19 protein-coding genes are annotated in these 21,046 nt (G+C 58.6%); 8 read left to right on the top strand and 11 right to left on the bottom strand.

Annotation, left to right across the window (positions count from 1 at the left end):
* Positions 1-67 precede the first annotated feature (67 nt).
* Positions 68-1,438 (top strand): hypothetical protein, encoded by a 1,371-nt coding sequence (locus CLV84_RS12170; protein ID WP_104420064.1) that lies wholly within the window; start codon positions 68-70, stop codon positions 1,436-1,438.
* Here CLV84_RS12170 and leuB read toward each other — a convergent pair.
* From leuB to CLV84_RS12150, 4 genes are all read right to left on the bottom strand, one after another.
* Positions 1,423-2,490 (bottom strand): 3-isopropylmalate dehydrogenase, encoded by a 1,068-nt coding sequence (gene leuB, locus CLV84_RS12165; RefSeq protein WP_104420063.1) that lies wholly within the window; start codon positions 2,488-2,490, stop codon positions 1,423-1,425. The genes CLV84_RS12170 and leuB overlap by 16 nt on opposite strands.
* 21 nt (positions 2,491-2,511) lie before the next feature.
* Entirely contained in the window at positions 2,512-3,111 is a 600-nt protein-coding gene (gene leuD, locus CLV84_RS12160) for a 3-isopropylmalate dehydratase small subunit (RefSeq protein WP_104420062.1), read from the bottom strand.
* A gap of 11 nt (positions 3,112-3,122) precedes the next feature.
* Complete coding sequence (gene leuC, locus CLV84_RS12155; RefSeq protein WP_104420061.1) at positions 3,123-4,511, bottom strand: 3-isopropylmalate dehydratase large subunit; 1,389 nt, start codon at positions 4,509-4,511, stop codon at positions 3,123-3,125.
* A gap of 258 nt (positions 4,512-4,769) precedes the next feature.
* Positions 4,770-5,927, bottom strand: a complete 1,158-nt coding sequence (locus tag CLV84_RS12150; protein WP_104420060.1) for a 2-isopropylmalate synthase — start codon at positions 5,925-5,927, stop codon at positions 4,770-4,772.
* 201 nt (positions 5,928-6,128) lie between these two features.
* On the opposite strand from CLV84_RS12150, the gene CLV84_RS12145 reads away from it, so the two are divergent.
* Positions 6,129-7,694 (top strand): hypothetical protein, encoded by a 1,566-nt coding sequence (locus CLV84_RS12145; protein WP_104420059.1) that lies wholly within the window; start codon positions 6,129-6,131, stop codon positions 7,692-7,694.
* A 474-nt stretch (positions 7,695-8,168) separates the two neighbouring features.
* Here the strand turns inward: CLV84_RS12145 and hemA are convergent, their stop codons facing one another.
* From hemA to CLV84_RS12115, 6 genes are all read right to left on the bottom strand, one after another.
* Positions 8,169-9,380 (bottom strand): glutamyl-tRNA reductase, encoded by a 1,212-nt coding sequence (gene hemA, locus CLV84_RS12140; RefSeq protein ID WP_104420058.1) that lies wholly within the window; start codon positions 9,378-9,380, stop codon positions 8,169-8,171.
* Positions 9,381-10,370: 990 nt separating this feature from the next.
* Complete coding sequence (locus CLV84_RS12135) at positions 10,371-11,300, bottom strand: calcium/sodium antiporter (RefSeq protein WP_104420057.1); 930 nt, start codon at positions 11,298-11,300, stop codon at positions 10,371-10,373.
* Between the two features lie 3 nt (positions 11,301-11,303).
* Positions 11,304-12,614: a 1-acyl-sn-glycerol-3-phosphate acyltransferase gene (locus CLV84_RS12130; RefSeq protein WP_104420056.1), complete on the bottom strand. Its 1,311-nt coding sequence runs from the start codon at positions 12,612-12,614 to the stop codon at positions 11,304-11,306.
* A gap of 63 nt (positions 12,615-12,677) precedes the next feature.
* Positions 12,678-13,745 carry a tetraacyldisaccharide 4'-kinase gene (lpxK, locus tag CLV84_RS12125; RefSeq protein WP_104420055.1) on the bottom strand — a complete coding sequence of 356 codons (1,068 nt, stop codon included), beginning with the start codon at positions 13,743-13,745 and terminating at the stop codon, positions 12,678-12,680.
* A gap of 79 nt (positions 13,746-13,824) precedes the next feature.
* The gene (locus tag CLV84_RS12120; RefSeq protein WP_146088794.1) at positions 13,825-14,373 is read right to left on the bottom strand and encodes a hypothetical protein; all 549 of its coding nucleotides are present in this window, start codon (positions 14,371-14,373) and stop codon (positions 13,825-13,827) included.
* A 48-nt stretch (positions 14,374-14,421) separates the two neighbouring features.
* Positions 14,422-15,192: a hypothetical protein gene (locus CLV84_RS12115; protein ID WP_104420053.1), complete on the bottom strand. Its 771-nt coding sequence runs from the start codon at positions 15,190-15,192 to the stop codon at positions 14,422-14,424.
* Positions 15,193-15,260: 68 nt separating this feature from the next.
* Here CLV84_RS12115 and hemH point away from each other — a divergent pair, with 68 nt between their 5' ends.
* Genes hemH through CLV84_RS12100 form a run of 3 tightly spaced genes read left to right on the top strand, consistent with a single transcriptional unit; the run spans position 15,261 to position 17,994 of the window.
* On the top strand, positions 15,261-16,343 hold the full coding sequence (gene hemH, locus CLV84_RS12110; RefSeq protein ID WP_104420052.1) for a ferrochelatase: 1,083 nt from the start codon (positions 15,261-15,263) through the stop codon (positions 16,341-16,343).
* Entirely contained in the window at positions 16,340-16,978 is a 639-nt protein-coding gene (bioD, locus tag CLV84_RS12105; protein WP_104420051.1) for a dethiobiotin synthase, read from the top strand. Before hemH ends, bioD begins: the two co-directional genes overlap by 4 nt.
* Positions 16,979-16,992: 14 nt before the next feature.
* The gene (locus CLV84_RS12100) at positions 16,993-17,994 is read left to right on the top strand and encodes a glycosyltransferase family 9 protein (RefSeq protein ID WP_104420050.1); all 1,002 of its coding nucleotides are present in this window, start codon (positions 16,993-16,995) and stop codon (positions 17,992-17,994) included.
* On the opposite strand, the gene CLV84_RS12095 is transcribed toward CLV84_RS12100, so the two are convergent.
* Positions 17,974-18,375 (bottom strand): DUF4783 domain-containing protein, encoded by a 402-nt coding sequence (locus CLV84_RS12095; protein WP_104420049.1) that lies wholly within the window; start codon positions 18,373-18,375, stop codon positions 17,974-17,976. The two genes, CLV84_RS12100 and CLV84_RS12095, sit on opposite strands and share 21 nt — an antisense overlap.
* 245 nt (positions 18,376-18,620) lie before the next feature.
* Between CLV84_RS12095 and rplS the strand changes: the two genes are divergently transcribed.
* From rplS to CLV84_RS12080, 3 genes are all read left to right on the top strand, one after another.
* The gene (gene rplS, locus CLV84_RS12090) at positions 18,621-18,968 is read left to right on the top strand and encodes a 50S ribosomal protein L19 (RefSeq protein ID WP_104420048.1); all 348 of its coding nucleotides are present in this window, start codon (positions 18,621-18,623) and stop codon (positions 18,966-18,968) included.
* A 126-nt stretch (positions 18,969-19,094) separates the two neighbouring features.
* On the top strand, positions 19,095-20,465 hold the full coding sequence (locus CLV84_RS12085; RefSeq protein WP_104420047.1) for a lactate utilization protein B: 1,371 nt from the start codon (positions 19,095-19,097) through the stop codon (positions 20,463-20,465).
* Positions 20,462-21,034, top strand: coding sequence for a LutC/YkgG family protein (locus CLV84_RS12080; protein ID WP_104420046.1), 573 nt, complete (start codon positions 20,462-20,464; stop codon positions 21,032-21,034). The genes CLV84_RS12085 and CLV84_RS12080 overlap by 4 nt, the downstream gene beginning before the upstream one ends.
* Positions 21,035-21,046 lie beyond the last annotated feature (12 nt).

Here is a 21,046-nt window from a genome sequence, read left to right as displayed (position 1 = left end):
TTCGACCGAAGCGCGGGCGATTTTTTTATGCCGAATTGCCTCCTCCGGAGAATGTATCTTCGGTGCGATGCTGAGGAAATTAGGAGAAGGAGACCGGCTGGAAGTACTGCAGCGCGAAAGTTGGCAACTCGAACTGCTGGTGACGGGTTTTGCCCTGGCGGGGATGATCGGCGGGGCGCAGACTTTTTTTGACTGGGTTTCGGAGACACTCAAGGTACTTTCCGGTAAGGACCTTCAGGCCCAACTGGCGGGAGCGCTGCTCGTAGGTGCTTCCTTCGCCTACGTGATCACCCTGACCAACTTTTTTTTCCACGTCGTGCTGCGCTGCCTCTGGATCGGCGCCATCGGTTCCCGTTCCGTTATGGGCCGCACCATCATACCACGCCGGACACTGGCTCCGAAGTTCGAGCGCTTTCTGCGGCGGCGTAGCGGCAACTTCGATGCCTACATTCACCGGCTCGACGATACCGCCAGCCTGGTTTTCGCCTTTACCTTCTTGCTGATCATCGTTGCGCTCAGTTTTATAGCAGTCACGCTGTTTCTCGTAGTACTGGCCCTGGGAATCGCTTACGTTAGTGACACCACCTGGGCCGTGGTGGGGCTGAGTGTCCTGATCGTCGCGATGCTGCTGTTCGGGATCGTATACCTAATTGATTTTCTCACGGCCGGTTGGCTAAAGCGCTTTCGGTGGTTCTCCCACGTCTATTTTCCGCTGTACCGCCTGTTCGGTTGGATCACCTTTGCCCGGCTCTACCGCCCCCTCTACTACAATTTGCTCAACCGCCGGGGCGGCCGCCGGCTGATTCTGCTGCTGATTCCGTACCTCGGTATCGCAATTTACCTCCTAACACTGGAAATAACTCCCAACAAATACATCGCCCGGGAGTACATGACCGAAGATCGCAACTCCGCCTTCACCCTGAATCCCGAACATTACCAGGACAGTAACCCGGATCAACCCGCCTCCGGGAAAATCGTCATCCCCTCGCAAATTATCCGGAGCTCTCCCCTGCGGGTCACCCTACCATTACTGCAATTGTACGAAAATGCTATCTCCCGGCAGTGCCCGGACCTGCCGCAACACTACGAAAGCTCGGTGCATTCGGAGTTATTCGATCAGGGAGAAATCGGAGTGTACCTGGCGCCCGATAGTCTGCAATCCCATCACGTGGTCCTCACGCGCACCGTCATGGATTGCCTGACTAGTGGCGTAGAATTATGGCTCGACGAGGTGCCGATCGACCTAGGTGACGTACTCCTCACCCAAATCGAAAAATCGTCCTACAGCGAACTGATGAAGTTCGTACCGATCGACAGCCTGGCCCCCGGCCTCCACCGGCTTACGCTGCGGCAAATGCAGGGAAGCAGCCGGGACACTACCGGGCTCCAGCAGGTCCGGTCCACCGTACACGTGCCTTTCTACTACGCGCCCGGTTGAATGGCATGGGCAATACGATCTCCGAAGGCCTGTGTGCCAAGCCGTTCGCGTGGGTTTAGGTCCTCGGTACCGACCCCTTCGCCTAACGTACGGTTGACGCTCCTGCGCACGGCGCCCGCCTCTTCCCGCAACCCCAGGTGATCGAGAAGCATGGCGGCGGAGAGAATGGCGGCTACCGGATTGGCCCGGTCCTGCCCTGCCCCCTCCGGCCACGAGCCGTGAATGGGCTCGAACATGCCGACAGTGGAGCCGATGCTGCTGGACGGCAGCAGGCCCAGCGAGCCGGCCAGCACGCTGGAGGCGTCGGAAAGGATATCCCCGAACATATTGCTGGTGACGATCACGTCGAACTGGGCGGGATTCAGGATCAGCTGCATGGCGGCGTTATCGACAAACATGAAATTCAGCTCCACGTCCTCGTTCTCGGCGGCCAGCTCGCGGGTAATTTCGCGCCACAGCCGACTGGTTTCCATCACGTTGGCCTTATCGACCAGGGTGAGCTTGCCGCGCCGCGCCCGCGCTTCCTGGAACCCCATTTTGACGATCCGCTCGATCTCCATGCGGGTGTAGGTGCAGGTATCGTAGGCGGTGTTGCCATCGTCTTTGCGCCCCTTTTCGCCGAAGTAGATTCCGCCGGTGAGCTCCCGCACGATCAGCATATCCACGCCCTTCATGCGCTCGGGGCGGAGGGGACTCAGATCGGCCAGTTCGGCGTAGCCCGCCACGGGGCGGAGATTGGCGTAGAGCCCCAGTTCCTTCCGCAGTTTAAGCAGCCCCTGCTCCGGACGCACTTTCGCGGTCGGGTCGTTGTCGAACCGGGGGTGGCCGATGGCCCCGAAAAACAGGGCGTCGGACCGTTTGCAGAGGGCGAGGGTCTCGTCCGGTAAGGGATTACCGGTTTGGTCGATGGCCACCGCCCCGACGGGCGCGTAGGTGTACTGGAAATCGTGGCCGAATTTGTCGGCGATCACGTTCAGGACCTTCACGGCCTCCGCCGTTACCTCGGGTCCGATACCGTCTCCGTCCAGGACGGCAATATTAAAGTTACTCATGGGAATATGCGTGCTGCGGGGCTAGAGACTAAAGTCCACCCGGTTTTCTTCGTAGGCCTCGATCTTTTCCCGCTGGCTGAGCAGGAAGTCGATGTCGTCGTAGCCGTTGATCATGCAGGTTTTCTTGTATTCGTCGATCTCGAATTTCACGACGGTGCCGGTTTCCTCGTTCGTAAAGGTCTGTGCTTCGAGGTCGATGGTGAAGCGGGCCGCGGGGCTGGCCTCGATGGTCCGGAACGTTTCGTCGAGTACCTCGGGGCTTACGATCAGCGGAAGCAGGCCGTTATTCAGGGCGTTACCGCGGAAAATGTCGGCGAAATAACTGGACACCACCGCGCGGAAGCCGTAGTCGGCCAGGGCCCAGGCGGCGTGCTCCCGGCTGGAACCGCAACCGAAATTGGCTCCGGCTACGAGGATTTCCCCGGAATAGGTCGGGTTATTGAGCACGAAATCGGGCCGGGGGTGCTCGAGTTTGTCGTAGCGCCAGTCGCGGAACAGGTTATCGCCGAAGCCGTCGCGGGTCGTGGCTTTCAGGAAGCGGGCCGGGATGATCTGGTCGGTATCGATGTCCTCGATCGGCAGGGGGACGGCCGTGGAGGTGAGCTTTTTAAAGGCTTGCATACTGGGGTTGGTTAAATCAGTTCGCGAACGTCGACGAGCTTACCGGCTACGGCGGCGGCGGCGGCGGTTAGTGGGCTGGCGAGGATGGTGCGGGCACCGGGTCCCTGCCGCCCCTCGAAGTTGCGGTTGGAGGTCGAAACGCAGTAGCGGCCGGCGGGGATCTTGTCTTCGTTCATGCCCAGACAGGCGGAGCAGCCCGCTCCCCGGAACTCGAATCCGGCGTCGGTAAATACCCGGTCCAGGCCTTCCGCGATGGCCTGCTTGGCTACTTGCTGCGATCCGGGTACCACGATGCCGGTGATATTCTCGTGGATCTGCTTCCCCTTGACCAGCGCGGCGGCGAGGCGCAAGTCTTCCACCCGGCTGTTGGTGCACGAGCCGATGAACACGTAGTCGATCGGCATGCCCTCCATTTGGTTGCCGAGTTCGAGGCCCATGTACTCCATGGCCTTCTTCAGGGTGGCGTCGCCATGGATCTCGCTCTTCGTGGGGATTGTCTCCTTGATACCCATCCCCATGCCCGGGTTCGTACCGTAGGTGATCATGGGGGGGATATCCTCGCCCCGGAAAGTATACTCGGTATCGAAGCGAGCGTCGGGGTCGGAAGGCAGGGTGCGCCAGTATTCGACGGCCGCTTCCCATTCTTCGCCTTCGGGGGCGAATTCCCGGCCCCTAATGTACTCGAAAGTCGTTTCGTCGGGGGCGATCAGGCCGCCGCGGGCGCCCATCTCGATGCTCATGTTGCAGATGGTCATGCGCCCCTCCATGCTCAGTCCCTTTATGGCCGTCCCGGCGTACTCCACGAAGTGCCCCGTACCCCCGCCCGTGCCGAGCTGGGAGATCACGTAGAGGATCAGGTCCTTGGCCGTTACGCCGGGCTGCAGGTCTCCGTCTACGGTGATGCGCATGCTTTTCGGCTTGCTCATCAGTACGCACTGGGTGGCCATGACCTGCTCCACCTGGCTGGTGCCGATACCGAAGGCAATGGCTCCGAAGGCACCGTGGGTGCTCGTATGGCTATCGCCGCAGACCATGGTGATGCCCGGGCGGGTGATGCCGAGTTCGGGTCCGATCACGTGCACGATGCCCTGGTAGGGGTGGCCGAGTCCGTAGAGCTCGACGCCGAATTCCTCGCAGTTGCTGGTAAGCATGTTGACCTGCTTGCGGCTGAGGGGCTCGGCGATGGGCTTGTCCTGGTCTTTAGTGGGCACGTTATGGTCGGCTGTGGCGACGATCCGGTCGCGCCGCAGGATGGGGATGCCCCGTTCCCGCAGCCCGTTGAAGGCCTGGGGGCTGGTCACTTCGTGGATGAGGTGCTTATCGATGTAGAGCACCTGGTTGCCCCCGGGTACTTCCGTAACTACGTGAGCGTCCCAAACTTTATCGAAAAGGGTTGGCATGTCGTCGTAAACTTTGCGTTTTCCGGCAGCTCGTGCTGCGGACGGGCAAAGATAAGCAGGCGGGCGCCGGAGCGCGGGAGAAGGGCTTGCCAATAAATCGGGAAAGTCTGATGGCTATTAGGATAGTGGTCGCGCGACTAGTCGTCGGACGAGTACTCGTCCGACGAGAGTTCGTCGGGCGAGCGTTGGTCGGACGAGGGTTCGTCGGACGACTAGCCTAAACCCTGAATTTAAATCCGGCGGCATACAGCCTTACGATTAAGCCGCGGCAGTACCCTCCATCATCCGCTCCAGGTCGCTGTCTTCGACTTCCTTCTTCTCGTCGGCGATGGTGAGGAATTCAACGTAAAGCTCGTCCAACTGTACCTTGGTAAGATTGTAGCCCAGGTTCTTGAAGCGGTAAGCCAGTGCGGCCCGTCCGGACCGGGCGGTCAGTACGATCTTGGAGCGGTCGACGCCCACCTCGGCGGGATCGATGATCTCGTAGGTATCCCGGCGCTTGATGACCCCGTCCTGGTGGATACCGGAGCTGTGGGCGAAGGCATTATCTCCTACGATGGCCTTATTCGGCTGCACCATCATCCCCATCGCATCGCTGACCATGTGGCTGGTCTCCAGCAGCAGTTTGGAGTTGACGTTGGTGAAGAGTTCCAGCTTCGGGTGCTGCCGCATGATCATGACGACTTCCTCCAGCGAGGTGTTGCCGGCACGTTCCCCGATGCCGTTGATGGTGCATTCGATCTGCCGGGCACCGTTCTGGGCTCCGGCGATCGAGTTGGCCGTCGCCAGTCCGAGGTCGTTGTGGCAGTGGGTACTCAGGATGCATTTGTCGATCCCGGTCACGTTGTCGCGGAGGTAGGCGATTTTTTCTCCGTATTCCTGCGGCAGGCAGTACCCGGTGGTGTCGGGAATATTGAGTACGGTAGCCCCGGCATCTACAACCGCCTGAATGACGCGCGCCAGGAATTCATTGTCGGCCCGACCGGCATCTTCGGCGTAGAACTCTACGTCCTCGACGTAGCGTTTGGCGTACTTCACCGCCGCTACGGCTCGCTCGATAATCTGGTCGGGGGTGGTCCGTAGTTTATACTGTATGTGGCTGTCGCTTACCCCGATACCGGTGTGAATCCGCGGGCGGCGGGCCGGCTTCAACGCCTCGGCGGCCACGTCGATATCCTTCATTACCGCGCGGGTGAGCCCGCAGACGATGACGTCTCTTACGGTCTTACCGATTTCGGCGACCGATTTGAAGTCACCGGGACTGGAAACGGGAAAGCCCGCTTCAATTACATCCACGCCAAGTAGCTCCAGCTGCCTGGCAATAGCAACTTTCTGGCGGGTATCCAGCTTACAACCCGGAACTTGCTCGCCGTCGCGGAGCGTGGTATCGAAAATGTGTACTTGGTTCGTGCTCATAACTGATGCATCCCGGTTTACGGGCTTATTATATCTTTAGGGCTTATTCTAACAGCGCGTAGGCGATCCATAAAATTAACGCATCCCCACAGATTTCGGGGGAGCGGCCCCTTGATTAATCTCCAGGATTGCTACGTGGGTGGCAAAGCAATTGTTTAATAATGCGTTGTCTTCCAGCAATTTACTGAAACAGTTTATACAATGCCTAAGCAGAAAACAGACGACCTACTGAAGCTGGTAGCTTCCCTGAACCGCGCCGAGAAACGTCACTTTCGTCTGTTTGTAAAGCGTAACCAACAGACGAACAGCGAGCTGCTCTTCCTTCAACTGTTTGACATCCTGGAACGCACCGGTGAGTACGACGAGGGCTATCTGCTAAAGCGGATCGAAGGTATAAAAAAGTCGCAGCTCAGCAACCTCAAGGCGCACCTCTACAAGCAATTGCTCACCAGCTTGCGGCTGCTTAACCGGAATAAGGACGAGGAGATCACCCTCCGGGAGAACCTCGACTACGCCCGTATTCTTTACAATAAGGGACTCTACCGCCAGGCGCTCGATATTCTGGACAAAGTCAAGAAGCGGGCCATCGAGGTCGAAGCGCATACCATCGCTCTGGAGACCGCCCAATTCGAAAAACTGATCGAAGGGCAGTACATCACCCGAAGCATCGAGGGGCGGGCCGAGCAGTTGAGTCGGGAGTGTGAGACGCTGACCCGCAAGATTGAGGGAAGCAACGCCTATTCCAACCTTTCGCTACGGTTGTACGGCCTTTACCTCACCGACGGGTTGGTGAGTAACGAAACCGAATACCGGAAAGTCGGCACCTTCTTTCAACATAGCCTTCCGGATTTCGACTACGAGGAATTGGACTTCTGGGGCAAGGTGTATTACTGCCAGAGTTATACCTGGATGCACCTGATTCGCCAGGAGTATCCGCTATGTTTCCGGTACACCCAGCGCTGGGTGGATCTATTCCGGGAGACACCGAAAATGATCGAGGCCAATGCCCCGCTTTATCTCAAGGGCGTGCATAATCACCTGGCCACCCTATTCAATATGTGGCAGTACGACAAGTTCATGGAGGAACTGCACAACCTCGATCTCTTCCCCCACCAGTTCGACCTGACCAACAACGTTAACGTAGCGGGCCTCTATCACCTCTACCAGTTCGACCACCAAATCCGTCGCCACTACATGGAAGGCACCTTCACCAGGGGCCTCGGACTCGTCCCGCAGATCATGGAAGTGATCGAGGACAATCGCTACAACTGGGACGATCACCGGAACATGGTTTTCTTCTACCGCATTGCCTGCCTTTACTTCGGGAGTGGCGACAACGATTCGGCCATCGATTACCTCAATCGGATCATCAACCAGCGTAGTCCGAACTATCGCTCCGATATCCAGGCGTACGCCCGTATTCTCAGTTTGATCTGCCACTTTGAAATGGGCAACGTACAGCTCGTGGAATACCAGGTAAAGAGCGTTTACCGCTTCCTTTCCAAAGTAGAGCACTTACAGGAAACTCAGCAGATCATCTTCCGCTTTCTCCGGCGTATACCCCGAATCCGGGAAGCAGACCTGCAGGAAGAATTCATCGAGTTGAAGAAACGCCTGGATAAGGTTGCCGCCCGGCCCTTTGAATCCCGCCCCTTCACCTACCTGGACATCCCAAGTTGGCTGGAATCGAAAATCGAGGGCATTTCCGTCCAGGAGGTCATTCGCCGCCAATTCGAAGAGCAGCGGAAACCCGTGCATTCGAATTGATCCGGCTCCGTTTAATTGGGCCTGCCTTGCCCGAATAGTCGTACTCGCCAGCACAGCCTATTCGGTCCCTGCAGCCGTTCCGGGGAGATTACTCAGAGCGGCCATCGCAGCTAAGGAAATGCCCAATCGGCACGTGGAGTGGCCTATCAACATCTTTTTGTCTTTCTCGCCACCGACGATTGCTGATTCCGTCAGCCGGGTTGGGCCGGGTACGACGACGATCCTGGGGCAGGTGACTGTGAAGGTTGAGAATAAGCTTCTCTTCGGCTGCTTGCCGGGACTAGGCCCCAACGACCCGGGGAATAGCTAACGATAGCAGTAAAAGAAGACTTCGGGGAGCGAACCAGCATGGCTTAAGCGACGTCCGAAACGACTCATCGGAGGGTCGGGGGAATTTACCGCGCAGTCTAATCATGTCCCTCCATGGATCAACATTGACCTGGAAACCAGTGAGTAGGAAATCGAAGGTATGAACTACCGAACCACTGCCTCCCGGGCCGCCTGCATAGGAATACCGATGCAGCGCTTCTCCATATACAGCATCATCCGGTCCATCAGTTCGCGCGTTTCGGGATCGAGGTCTTCGAGCTCCTTGCGGAAGATCTTGGTCACGGCGGTATGCCGGATCTCCTTGATCCGGCTTGGCACTTCCGACATGGCCCGTTCGATGAGCCGGGTCTGGTACACCATCTCCGTTTCCTTCAGGTGGCGGTCGACGATCTCGTGCGCCAAGTCCACTTCCCGGTGCCGAAACTCCATGTTCTCGGCGGCAAGCGACCGGAGGTGTTCGATGGCAATGTAAGTAAAGGGGAACATCCGGACGGTAGCCTCGTCCACGTCGGCGGGAACTCCGAGGTCGACCACAATCTTTTGGGTGGCCTCTTCGCTCCCCAGTAATTGACGGAACCGCTCCGGCGAAATAGTGGCCTCGGCGGCAGCGGTACAAACGAAAAGTACGTCGAAGCCTCCCGTGTAGGAATCGAGTTGATCCAGTTGCAACCCCGTTCCATCAGCGAAGCCGGCGGCGAGTTGCTGGGCGCGCGCAAGCGTGCGGTTGGCTACGGTCACATGGGTGTACCCCTGCTTGCGGAGAAATTTGGCAACCAGCACGTTCGTCTGTCCGGCGCCGACTAGTAAAATTCGGGCCCGACGGCTTGGAGCGTGCCGCTGTAATTCCTGCATGGATAACGAAACGATGGAAACCGATTTTTCACCGATTCGGGTATTGGCGTAAATGTCCTTAGCTGCCAGCACCGCGCGATTCGTAATGATGCGGAGATCATCCCCGATAAGTCCCCACTTTCGGCACATTTCCTGGCTTTCCCTGAGTTGCCCGAGAATCTGTCGCTCTCCGACCACCAAGGAATCGATAGAACCGGCCACCTCGTATAAATGGCGCAGGGCGTTCAATCCGTTGAAATGCCGCAATTTCGCCAGGCCGGGCTCGGAATGCGGAAGGAGGGATTGCCGAAAGGAGTCGTCTACCCTCCGGTCGGTAGTAAACAGCAGCAAAATGCGGTTACAGGTGGAAGCGTAGAATACTTCCTTTACGATTCCCGCATCCCGGAGACGGGTCAGGTGGTCCTGCAAACCGGTGCCGCCCTCGAACGCCGCTACCAACTCGCCGATCTCCTTGAGTTTGGCATTACGGTGTGTGAGGGTGAGAATGTGAAAATGCTGCAACATACATGGGGTGGAAACGTCCACAAAGATAAATTATCGGTAGAAGGCTTCTGTCACGACGGGGTAGAATTAGTCTTTTAGTTCTTTAGTCTTTTAGTGTGGGACCATTCCAGGGCTCTAGTGCTTTTGAAGCTTTAGTCTTTTAGTGTGGGGCCCTTTCGGGGATCAGTGCTTTTGGAGCTTTCAGTCTTTCAGCGTGGTGATCTTTCGGGGATTCAGTGCTTTTGGAGCTTTCAGTCTTTTAGCGTGGTGATCTTTCGGGGATTCAGTGCTTTTGGAGCTTTCAGTCTTTTAGCGTGGTGATCTTTCGGGGATTCAGTGCTTTTGGAGCTTTCAGTCTTTTAGCGTGGTGATCTTTCGGGGATTCAGTGCTTTTGGAGCTTTCAGTCTTTTAGCGTGGTGATCTTTCGGGGATTCAGTGCTTTTGGAGCTTTCAGTCTTTTAGCGTGGTGATCTTTCGGGGATTCAGTGCTTTTGGAGCTTTCAGTCTTTTAGTGTGGGGCCCTTTCGGGGATCCAGTGCTTTTGGAGCTTTAGTCTTTTAGTGTGGGGCCCTTTCGGGGATCTAGTGCTTTTGGAGCTTTCAGCCTTTCAGCCATTCAGCGTGGTGATCTTTCGGGGATCCAGTGCTTTTGGAGCTTTCAGTCTTTCAGCTTGGTGATCTTTCGGGGATTCAGTGCTTTTGGAGCTTTTAGTCTTTTAGCGTGGTGATCTTTCGGGGATTCAGTGCTTTTGGAGCTTTAGCATTCAGGGGTCTAGTGTTTTCGGATTTCAGCTGTTTAGTTTGTCCGCCTTGAGATTCGTTACGCCTTCGGTTCGTCCGATTGGTTGGGAAGTACCCGAAAGCTAGACAGCTTGCGGCAACCCCGACCAGACGCGGCGCCCCACCTAGTCATGACATCGTGCAAGACTAAAAAACTACCCGACTAAAAGACCACCCGACTAAAAGACTAAAAAAACTACCCGACTAAAAGACTAACCGACTAACCCCCCCCTACCCAGCCTCCTGAATAATAGCCGAGAAGTACCAAGCATAAAACAGCAGTAAAACGTAGCCTTCCCACCGAGTAATCTTCCGGTTGTTGCTCATCACGCCCAAAAGGACCGTCATCACGATCATGAGCGGCAGGTAAACATCGATGATGGATTGCGGAATGGATAACGGTCCGAACCAACGCGGAATTGCCATTACGACAAAGGTGTTGAAAATGTTGGAACCCAGTGCATTACCCACTGCAATCGAAGCTTTCCCCTTCCGGGCGGCGGCCAGACTGACGGTCACCTCCGGCAGGCTCGTCCCGACGGCCACGGCCGACAGCGCGATCACGCTCGGTGCGATGTTGAGGATTACGCTGATGTTCGTGATCGCATCGATGACGTAAGTCGCGGAAATGCTGACCACCGCTCCACCGGCGACCAGGTACACGTAGTCGCTCACCCCCGCCTTCGGCCGGTCTTCCTTATCCGGCTTATCCTGGTCCTTTAGGCTATAAGCCAGAAAGATGATGATCCCCCCAATGAAGAGCGCGCTTTCAAACAGGGTCAGATCCCCGTCCATCACCGTGAAGTAGAGTAAAAAGGCACTTCCCCAGAGAAAAGGAATGTCGATGTGCCACAAATTGTACTCCAGGTCGATATTCTTGACCACCACCGCGGTAAGACCCAGCACCAGGGCGATGTTGGTAATATTGGAGCCGACCACGTTGCCGACGACGATCTGGCTGGCCCCCTCCAGAACGGACACGATGCTGGTAGATAGCTCCGGCAATGACGTACCAAAGGCCACGATCGTCACCCCGATGATGAACGGACTAATCCCCAGGGAAAGGCCGATCCGCTCCGCCGCTTCGACGAAACGGTCGCTCGACCAGAGCAACGCACCGATCGCAGCCAGGAAGATAGCTATCTGTATCGTCAGCTCCATGGACTAACTAATACGGGTGGCCGGCTCGGCAGTATGCGGAACGGCAGCCTCGAAATGGGGCAATCGGGCCAGCATCCGATGTCGTAAATCCCGCAATTCCGAATCATGCCGGCTCGACCCACTGAAACGGCCCGCCCAGAACGCCCGGTACGTTACCCAATACCGCAGGGCAAACAACCCGGATACCGGCAGGCTGAGCAGGTACAACCAGCCCATCGCTTCCGGAAACACCCAGTTGAAAACGAGGGTCTGCACCAGGTAGAGCAGCGGCAACAGGAACCAGGAAGCCAGGGTCTGAAAAGTAGCCTTATAGCCCCGGTCGATGCCAAGCGCGTTCCAGATCCCGCGAATCAGGAGTAACCAGGGAAGATGGTTCAACCAGCCGTACAGAAACAGTGGAAGGGCTAGCAGCAGCCCGACGGACAGTTTTCGGCGGGGATGCGTACTGAATTCCAGGTCCAACTGCCCCGACTCCCGCAGCAAGTTGTCGTACTTCCCGGTAATACCGCAGAGTTCCTCCCTTTCCGCCTCCGGGAGGGAGCGCAGCCAGGTCAGGATGTTCTTGGTGCGGTAGTGGTGGCCGCTGACCGGCATCGGCTTGTCGTTCTGTACGCTGCGATCGATCCGCCGCAGGCAGCGTTCCTCGGTTTTGTCCTTCGTGTGGATCAGCAAATCCTGCATCCGGTCGCTGAGCAGGTTCGTGAGTCCGCGCACGGCCCGCATGGGGCTCTTCTCGTACTGCTCCCGCCACTCCGCGGCGTGGATCGGCTCGCCGTACCGCACGAAGGCGCGGCTGAAGCAGGTGGTCGGACTTTCGTAGTTGACGCCCACCGGTTGTAGGGTCACCCCGAGCTTCCAGTCGTTGCGGGCCTCCCCCTCCAGGGCCAGACTCGCGGCCCCCGCCTTGATCTTGCGGAGTTTCCGCTCCAGTTCGGAGTAGGCTTCCGGGGCGATGTACATGATCTTTCCGGTCTCCAAGGCCTGAAAAGTGCGGTTGAACACTTCGTCCTTACCGCCCTTGTCGGCGCCGGCCTCCTTGTCCTTCGGTCGGGCTACGGGAATGCAGAAGGGATCGATGACGAAGGCCATCGCCGGGTTCATCCACAGGCCGGCGTTGGCCAGGAAATAGGTCTGGTGATCGAGGTGGATACCCGCCATCAGCGGGTCGGCCAGGGTGTTCGGGTGGTTGCCACACAGCAGCGTCGGGCCGGGATGGTTGGCGTAGGCTACCCCTTCCGTTTCCATCGAGGGATAGAAAATTCGCAGCATCCACCGGCTCATAAAGTGCAGTACCCAGAAAAACGGCTTCGACATAGGAAGTTGATCAATAAGCCCGCAAAGTAGGCATAATCCCGCGCGGCCCCTCCGCCCTACCCCTCAGGACCGGAAATTCAACAGGTATTCCCGCACCAGTTCATCGAATCCCGCCCCCCCCTCGAAGTGAAAGCTCACTTCCGCCGGCAGCACGAAAACGGGCAGTTGCTCCGCCGCGATAAACTCCCGGTGAACCTGCAGCCGGGTGGCATCCTTTTCGGTCGTGATGATCGCCCGGTGCCGCCCTTTGAGCTCGTCGAAGCGACGCTTCAGGTTCCCCATATCACTGCCGGAGAAGTAGTGGTGGTCCGCATATTCCAGGCTGCTGACGGTTCGGGCGACGGAGCGCAGGTGCTGGAGCAGGTAGTCCGTATTGGCGATCGCGGAGATGAGCAGTACGTCGATTCCTTCTTCCATCCGCAGGCGGTAGCGCGGATCCAGCAGGTAATAGGGCGTGGCATAGTCATAATAGCTGAAAAACACCCGTTGGTGCTCCAGCGGGGCGATTTCGGCCACCAGCGCATCGGCTTCCGACCGCTCCAGGGAGGCCGGACACTTACTCACCACGATGATATCCGCCCGTTCGTAACCGCTGCGCCATTCCCGAAGCCGGCCGCTCGGCAGCAGGTAGTCGCGGGTAAACGGCAACTCGTACTGGGTAAGTAAAATATTAAGCCCCGGCTGGACGGCCCGGTGCTGAAAAGCATCGTCGAGGAGCACGAGCTGGGTGTCCGGCCGCCGCCCCACGATCTCCGGAATAGCAAAGGCGCGCTCCTCCGCCACGGTGACCATCACCTCGGGAAACTTGCGGGCGTACTGTAGCGGCTCGTCGCCGACCTCTTCCACGGTCATTTCCGGTCGTACCACCAAGAACCCCCGCGTCTTGCGGCGGTAGCCCCGGCTCAGGGTCGCGATCTGCAGGTAAGGATCGAGCAGGCGGATCAGGTATTCGATGTGCGGCGTTTTCCCCGCCCCGCCCACAGAAAGGTTGCCCACGCTGATGACCGGCACCGAAAAAGTGATGCCCCGCAGAATGCCCCGGCGGTACGCCCAGTTGCGAAAACCTACGCCCGCCCCGTACAGCAGGGACACCGGCGACAACAGCAGTTTGGCAAGGGTTGACTGGACCATCGGTACAATAGTACGGTAGTTAAGCGCAATGAAACCGGAGCGAAAGCTGCGAATCGGCTAGCCGGTGGGAAGGCCGGGGCTAGAAGTCCAGGTAAACTTGCGTAGTCTCCGAAATTAGCGTTCCGTCATCTAACATCCCCGCCAGGGTGAAGGTGTAATCACCCGGAGCAATGTCGGCTGAGGCAAAAAAACCTTCCAGGAATATGATTTCCAGACCGGTAGATGACGTATACACCTGGATGTCCTGAAAGGAAAATTGCTCCAGGCTTGGCAGCAGGTTTTCTCCCGCCAACACGGTGACCCCGCGCAAGGATATGGGATGGTCCAGCGACAAGCTCACGGTTTCAGCGTCAAAAGCACGGTCGTACTGCTCATCGCAACTGAAGCCCATCAGGAGCTGGCCGGGCCGGACGGTAGGTACAGCGGTAGCATAACCGTGATAAATTCCAATCGCCCGGTACTGAAAAGGTCCGCGAAGGGTATCCGCCACGGAACCCGGCAAATACGACTCCCCGGGTACAATTTCCAGGACAGTAACTTCTACCTCATCCTGAAAAATTAGCTCCTCGTTGCAGCAGGCCGCACAACCGAGTGCGATGAGGGCAACATAAAACAGACGGTACATCATGCCCCGGTAAACGATCAATTGGACTGGATGCTGCTTCCGCACACCCCTCTACCCGGGCGAAAAAGCATAAAAGAACCGGCGAGCGCTAACCAGCCGGTACAGCGCCAGTCCCGCGACAATCGTTGCACCCGCGCTCGCCGCCCAAAGAATAAGCGAAGCGTCCTGCTGCTTTACCGCGATGGCCACCAGCGCCCAGGCAACGGTGAGGCCGTAGAAACCGTCGGCTCGGGAGGTCAGATAGAGCCCCAGCCCCGTCAGGATGACCACTAAGAGCGTGGCGATGAGGATTTCCGTATCCGCTGAAAAGCTGACGCCGAGTTGCTGAAGCGCCAGGGTGAGGGAAATGACGGTCGCCGCCGAGATCCAGCCCAGGTAGAGTGACGGCGCGAAGTAGGTCCACGCATACGCCGGCCTACCGACCGAACGCCCGTGCTCCCGCAGCGCCGTATACGCCCCGAGCAGCGCCACCAGGTGCCAGAGCAGATCGAAGGCGCCCCAGAGATAATTGCTGCCCAGGCTGATGGGCACGAAGGCGATGCTCGCCCAGCCCGCCAGCACGAGAAAACGGTAGGCCCGTAACAGCGCGGCCGGGGGAGCGCCGGCCCGAAACTGGAAGGCGGCGAATAAAATCATGCCGGTGAAGATGACTCCCCAGATGCTGAAGGCGTAACCGGCCGCGTCGACGCGGGTATCGGTGCCGTTCGTGAAGCGATCCTGGGAGACGTCCAGCAGGATCGGCAGGTAATTGGCGATGGGTACGAGGAGAAAGGTCAGCAACAGCGCGATCCGCCAGTTGCGTACGCTCGATGAGTCCGGCATGGTTTTTAAAGGATACAACCGAACGACGGCTCCGGGGTTAGTTCTGCATACCTTATTAATCGCTTTTCATGCCCCTACAGTCGCACTACGGAAAACAGGGCGTAATGCTCGTCAACCTCGGCACGCCGGACGCCCCCACCCCAGCGGCCGTTAATCGCTACCTGGGCCAGTTCCTCACCGACCCCCGGGTGATCGATAATCTTCCCGGCTTGGCCCAGCAACTGTTGGTCCGGGGCATCATCGCTCCCGTCCGCTCGGGCATTGTCAATCCCTTCAAGGCCGGCGGTTCGACCAAGCTGTACCAGGAGTTATGGACGGAAAACGGCAGCCCGCTCAAATACTACGGCAAAGTGGTAACGGAAAAAGTAGCCGCCGCCCTGGGTGAGGACTACTCCGTAAAGCTGGCGATGCGCTACCAGAGCCCGAGCATCGAGGTCGCCCTCGACGAGCTGCTGGCGGAGCAGGTATCCGGCATACTGGTTTTCCCGCTCTTCCCCCAGTACGCCAGCGCCACCACCGGCAGCGTCCACCAGGAGGTCATGCGCCTGCTGGCCAAGCGGCAGACCATTCCGCCCGTCCAGCTGGTCAACAGCTACTACGAGCAGCCGGAACTTATCCAGGTATTCGCCGACAACGCCCGCGACGTTGGCAACCTCGACCAGTACGATCACATCGTATTCAGCTACCACGGTCTGCCCCAGCGGCAGCTGAAAAAGGCGGACGACTGCAACCATTGCTACGTCGTCGACGGATGCTGCAACTCCATCTCCCGCGTCAATCAGTTCTGCTACAGCGCCCAGTGCCACGCTACCACCCGGGCCATCGCCACGGAACTCAACCTGGACCCCGACCGCTACACCACCAGCTTCCAGAGCCGGCTCGGCTTCGACGACTGGGCGAAGCCCTACACCATCGACGTGCTGGAGGAGTGGGCGAAAGAGCGGGGCGCGAAAAAGATCCTTTGTTTCAGTCCCGCTTTCGTAGCCGACTGCCTGGAGACGACCATCGAGATCGGCGTAGAGTACCAGGAAGAATTCGTGAAGTGGGGCGGAGAGCGGATCGACCTGGTGCCCAGCCTCAACGACGATCCCCGGTGGGTGGCCGCCCTGGTGAGCATGATCCGTTCCGAAACCCGGGAAGCGGTAGCATGAGCAAGAAAGGATTCTTCGTCAGCGGCATTGGTACGGAGGTAGGCAAAACGGTGGCCAGCGCCTTTTTGCAACTGGCCCTGGACGCCGACTACTGGAAGCCCGTGCAGGCCGGCGACCTCGATTTCGGGGATACGGACCGGGTGCGGAGCTGGACGGGTATGCCCGCCGACCGCTACCACCCGGAGCGCTACCGGCTGCGTACGCCCGCCAGTCCGCACTACGCCGCCCGCGTGGATGGCGTGGAAATCCACCTTACCGATTTCACCCTTCCCTCCACCGAGCGCCCCTTGCTGGTGGAAGGTGCCGGCGGATTGCTGGTGCCCCTGAACGAGCAAGCGTGCATGATCGACCTGGCTGCCCACCTGAACTTGCCGGTGATCTTGGTTTCGCGGCACTATCTGGGCAGCATCAACCACACGCTCCTTAGCCTGGAGGTACTGCGCAAGAGAAACATCGAATGCGCGGGCGTCATTTTCAGCGGTGGGGATAATCCGGAATCCGCCCGGATCATCGAAAAGCTGGGGCAAGTACAGGTGCTGGCAAGCCTCCAGGAATTGGAAGAGGTAGATTTCGAATCAATGCATACGCTCCACGTCACCCACGTCGACGAGCAATTGTACAAGGCGCTCGGCTAGGCTACCTTTGCCGCGTGGCTACCCCCAAAGTGCTCATTGTCCGTTTTTCCTCGATCGGGGACATTGTCCTGACCAGTCCGGTGATTCGCTGCGTGAAGCAACAGACCGGAGCCGAGGTCCATTTCCTGACGAAACGGTCCTTTGCCGCGACGGTACGCCACAATCCGTACATCGACCGACTGTGGACCATCGATAAAAACATAGCGGAGATTGCCGCCGAGTTGGTTGCCGGGGATTTCACCCATGTAATCGACCTTCACGGCAACCTGCGAACGCTCGAACTCAAACAGCGGCTGAACTGGGGGCAGCTACTCGCCGGCCGCCGTCCACCCCGTACGGCAACCTTCGATAAGGTCAATTTTCGCAAATTTCTCCTGACGCGCTTTCGCATCGACCGGATGCCCGCGGCACATATCGTGGACCGTTACCTGGCGGCGGCGCGGGTACTGGGCGTAACAAACGACGGGCGGGGATTGGACTACTTCATCGCTCCGGAAGAGGCCGTAGCGCCCCCGGCCCGGAACTACGTGGCCTTCGTAATCGGCGCGGCCCACGCCACCAAACGCCTGGAAGAATGGCAAATGGGGGACATCTGTGCGCGGATCGACCGGCCGGTGGTCTTGCTGGGCGGACCGGAGGAAGCCGCCCTCGGCGACCGGATCGCCGCCAAGTGTCCGAACGCCATCAATGCCTGCGGTAAGTATTCCCTGAACGGCTCTGCCGACCTAGTGCGTCAAGCCGCCGTGGTGGTTACCCACGATACGGGCCTGATGCACGTCGCGGCGGCCTTTCGGCGGCCCATCGTCAGCGTGTGGGGAAATACCGTTCCGGAACTGGGTATGTACCCCTACCTACCGGGAGAGGAACCTGCCGTCGTTGCGGAGGTACGGGGGCTACCCTGCCGGCCCTGCTCGAAAATCGGTTATGCGGCTTGCCCGCAGGGGCACTTCAGCTGCATGCGGGAGCAAAAGCTCGAGGCGATCGTACGGTCGGTATTACTCGCGGTCGAAGCGTAATTCCTGCAGTACCATCCGGTCACCTTTCTTGGCGATGTAGATGTATACGCGGTAGGAACCGTCGGCGGTGGCTAGATTGCCGATACAGTATTCGGCGTCGTCTGCTTTGGAAGAGCCCTGGTGGACCTGGCTGAAGCCGGAAGGCGAGTGGGCGGCGAAAAAGGCCGATAGCTTCTGGACGGCCTGATCGCGGGAGTAGAGATTTTCTTCTTCGAGCAGGCTCAATTCGACCTCGGTGTCCATCGCGGCGGCCAGGGAACGGGTGTCACCGGCACCGAGGGCCCGGGTGATTTCCCCCAACGACTGGGCACTGGCCGTGGCGGTCACCAGAAAAGGCGAAAGCGAAACGGCGATGATGAAGAGAACAGATTTCATAAGCATAGTGCTAAGTAAACGTAAAAACGTTCGGTACGGGTATAGGTTAAGTAAGGTACCGTTAAAGTAGTAGGTTTAGACCGTACCCACCTGACGGGCCGCTTCCGCTGCTTTAACATGTGGGCCGGAGCCCCGTCATTTCCGGGTCGCAGAGAAATTACTGCGGCAAGAACCCCGGGAACGGTTTGGTGATTGAAAGAATAAACACTACCTTTGCGGGCCGCTACGAGCGGTCAAAATTAATTGCAGCCATGGACGCCATCTCCTTCGTACACGAACAAGTAAGTAAGCAGAAAGAATTTCCCCAGTTCCGCGCCGGGGATACCATCATCGTGGACTACCTCATTACGGAGGGAGAAAAGTCGCGTATTCAGCAATTTCGCGGCGATGTTATCCAGATCAAAGGCGAAGGGCTCACCAAGACCTTCACCGTCCGCAAAGTATCCAACGGCGTTGGCGTAGAGCGGATTTTCCCGCTATCCTCCCCGAGCATCGATGCAATCACCATCGTCAAGAAGGGCAAGGTTCGGCGTAGCCGCCTGTTCTACCTGCGCGACCGCGTCGGCAAGAAAGCCCGCATCAAGGAGCGTCGCATGTAATCCGGGTTTTTCCCGAAGAATTATCGAAGCCCGGTATCCAGCAGGATACCGGGCTTCCTTGCATGGTGTCGGCCCCACCCCACAGTACCGGATGGAAGGGATGGCGAGGAGCCGTACCTTACGGTCATGTCCCACGCCAAACGCGCCGCCGAATTCTTGCTCGACGAAGACCGAACCGACTGGCACGACCAGTCGCTCTGGCACGTCCGTTCCAAACGCGACGGAAGTATTGCCGGCATACCGGAATGGGAGGCTCTCCGGCAGCTAGGTTCGGACATTAAGGACAATGTTCTCGGCAACCTCGACGCCTACCTGGAACAGTTCGAGGAAAAGGCTCGGGCCAACGGGGTCATCGTGCACTGGGCCCGGGATGCGGCGGAACACAACGCTATCGTGCACGGTGTCCTCGAAAAGCACGGGGTCGACCGCATTGTCAAATCGAAGTCGATGCTGACCGAGGAATGCCACCTCAACGAGTATCTCGCCGGGCGGGGGGTAAAAGTGGTCGACACCGATCTGGGCGAGCGCATCATCCAGCTAAAAAAGGAGCCGCCCAGCCACATCGTGATGCCCGCGATCCACCTGAAAAAAGAGGAAATCGGCGCGCTCTTTCACGAGCAACTGGGAACCGATGAGGGAGCCAGCGACCCGCAGTACCTGACCGAAGCGGCCCGCCAGCACCTCCGAGAAAAGTTTTTAGCGGCGAAGGCGGCGATCACCGGCGTCAACTTCGCGATCGCCGATACCGGGGGCATCGTCGTCTGCACCAACGAAGGGAACGCAGACATGGGCGTACACCTCGCCCCGGTACAGATCCATTGCATGGGCATCGAGAAAATCATCCCCCGGGCGGAGCACCTCGGGGTGTTTACGCGCCTGCTTGGGCGGAGCGCGACCGGCCAACCCATCACCATCTACACCAGCCACCACCACCGCCCCAAGCCCGGCGGGGAGATGCACGTGGTGATCGTCGATAACGGACGTACCCGGCAGCTGGGTCGGGAGGATTTCCGGAACAGCCTCAAGTGCATCCGCTGCGGGGCCTGTATGAACACCTGCCCGATCTACCGCCGCAGCGGTGGCCACAGCTACGACCACACCATTCCCGGACCGATCGGAAGTATTCTCTCGCCCGGCATCGACCTGAAAAAGCACGGCGATCTCGCGTTTGCCTCCACCCTCTGCGGGAGCTGCTCCGATGTTTGCCCGGTCAAGATCGACATCCACGACCAGCTCTATAAGTGGCGGCAGGTCGTGAGCGAGGAAGGTCATTTAACAAACGCCAAGCGGCTACCCCTTCTCGGTGCGGGCAAGGCGCTCCGCCACAACGGCCTTTACAACTTCATGGGAAAAGCGGCGCGGGTAGCACTTAAACTGGCTCCGCGAATGGCGGTTTACAACCGCTTCAACGCCTGGGGAAAAAGCCGGGAACTCCCCGAATCTCCGGAGGAGAGCTTCAAGGACTGGCACGCCCGCCAACAAAAGGACAACGCATGAGCAGCAGATCAGCCATCCTGGAGGGAATCCGCGAAAATAAACCGGCTAGCCGCCCGCTGCCAACTATGCCGCCCGATCCCCCCCGACCGTCAACGGAAGCGTGGGAAGCGGCCTTCCGCGAAGTACTCACGGCCAGCAAAACCAGCTTCATCCAGCCCCGGGAGTTGGCCGCCCTCGTACGTGATCCGGCTTACCGCACGGTGGTGTCTACCCTGCCCGACGCAGCCGGCAACCTCGACGTCCGGGCGATCGACGACCCCCTCCAGCTTGCGGGGGTTGACTTGGCGGTACTGGAGGCGCGGATCGGCGTAGCGGAAAACGGCGCGATGTGGGTGAGTGAAACCGAGTCCCTTCACCGCGTCCTCCCCTTCATCACCCAGCACCTGGTGCTCGTTCTGGACCGCAAAAACCTGGTCGGAACCATGCACGAGGCGTACCGCAGGGTCAAAATTGATGCCACGGGGTTCGGCGTATTCATTGCCGGACCGAGCAAAACGGCCGATATCGAGCAGAGCCTGGTCATCGGTGCGCACGGCCCCAGAAGCCTGGTGGTTTGCCTGCGCGACTAGCGGCGAATCCCC

This window comes from Neolewinella xylanilytica (genome assembly GCF_002934605.1).
In the GTDB taxonomy this organism is placed as follows: Bacteria; Bacteroidota; Bacteroidia; order Chitinophagales; family Saprospiraceae; genus Neolewinella; species Neolewinella xylanilytica.
Note: the sequence above shows the minus strand (reverse complement) of the source record. Positions and strands in the feature narration are given on the sequence as shown.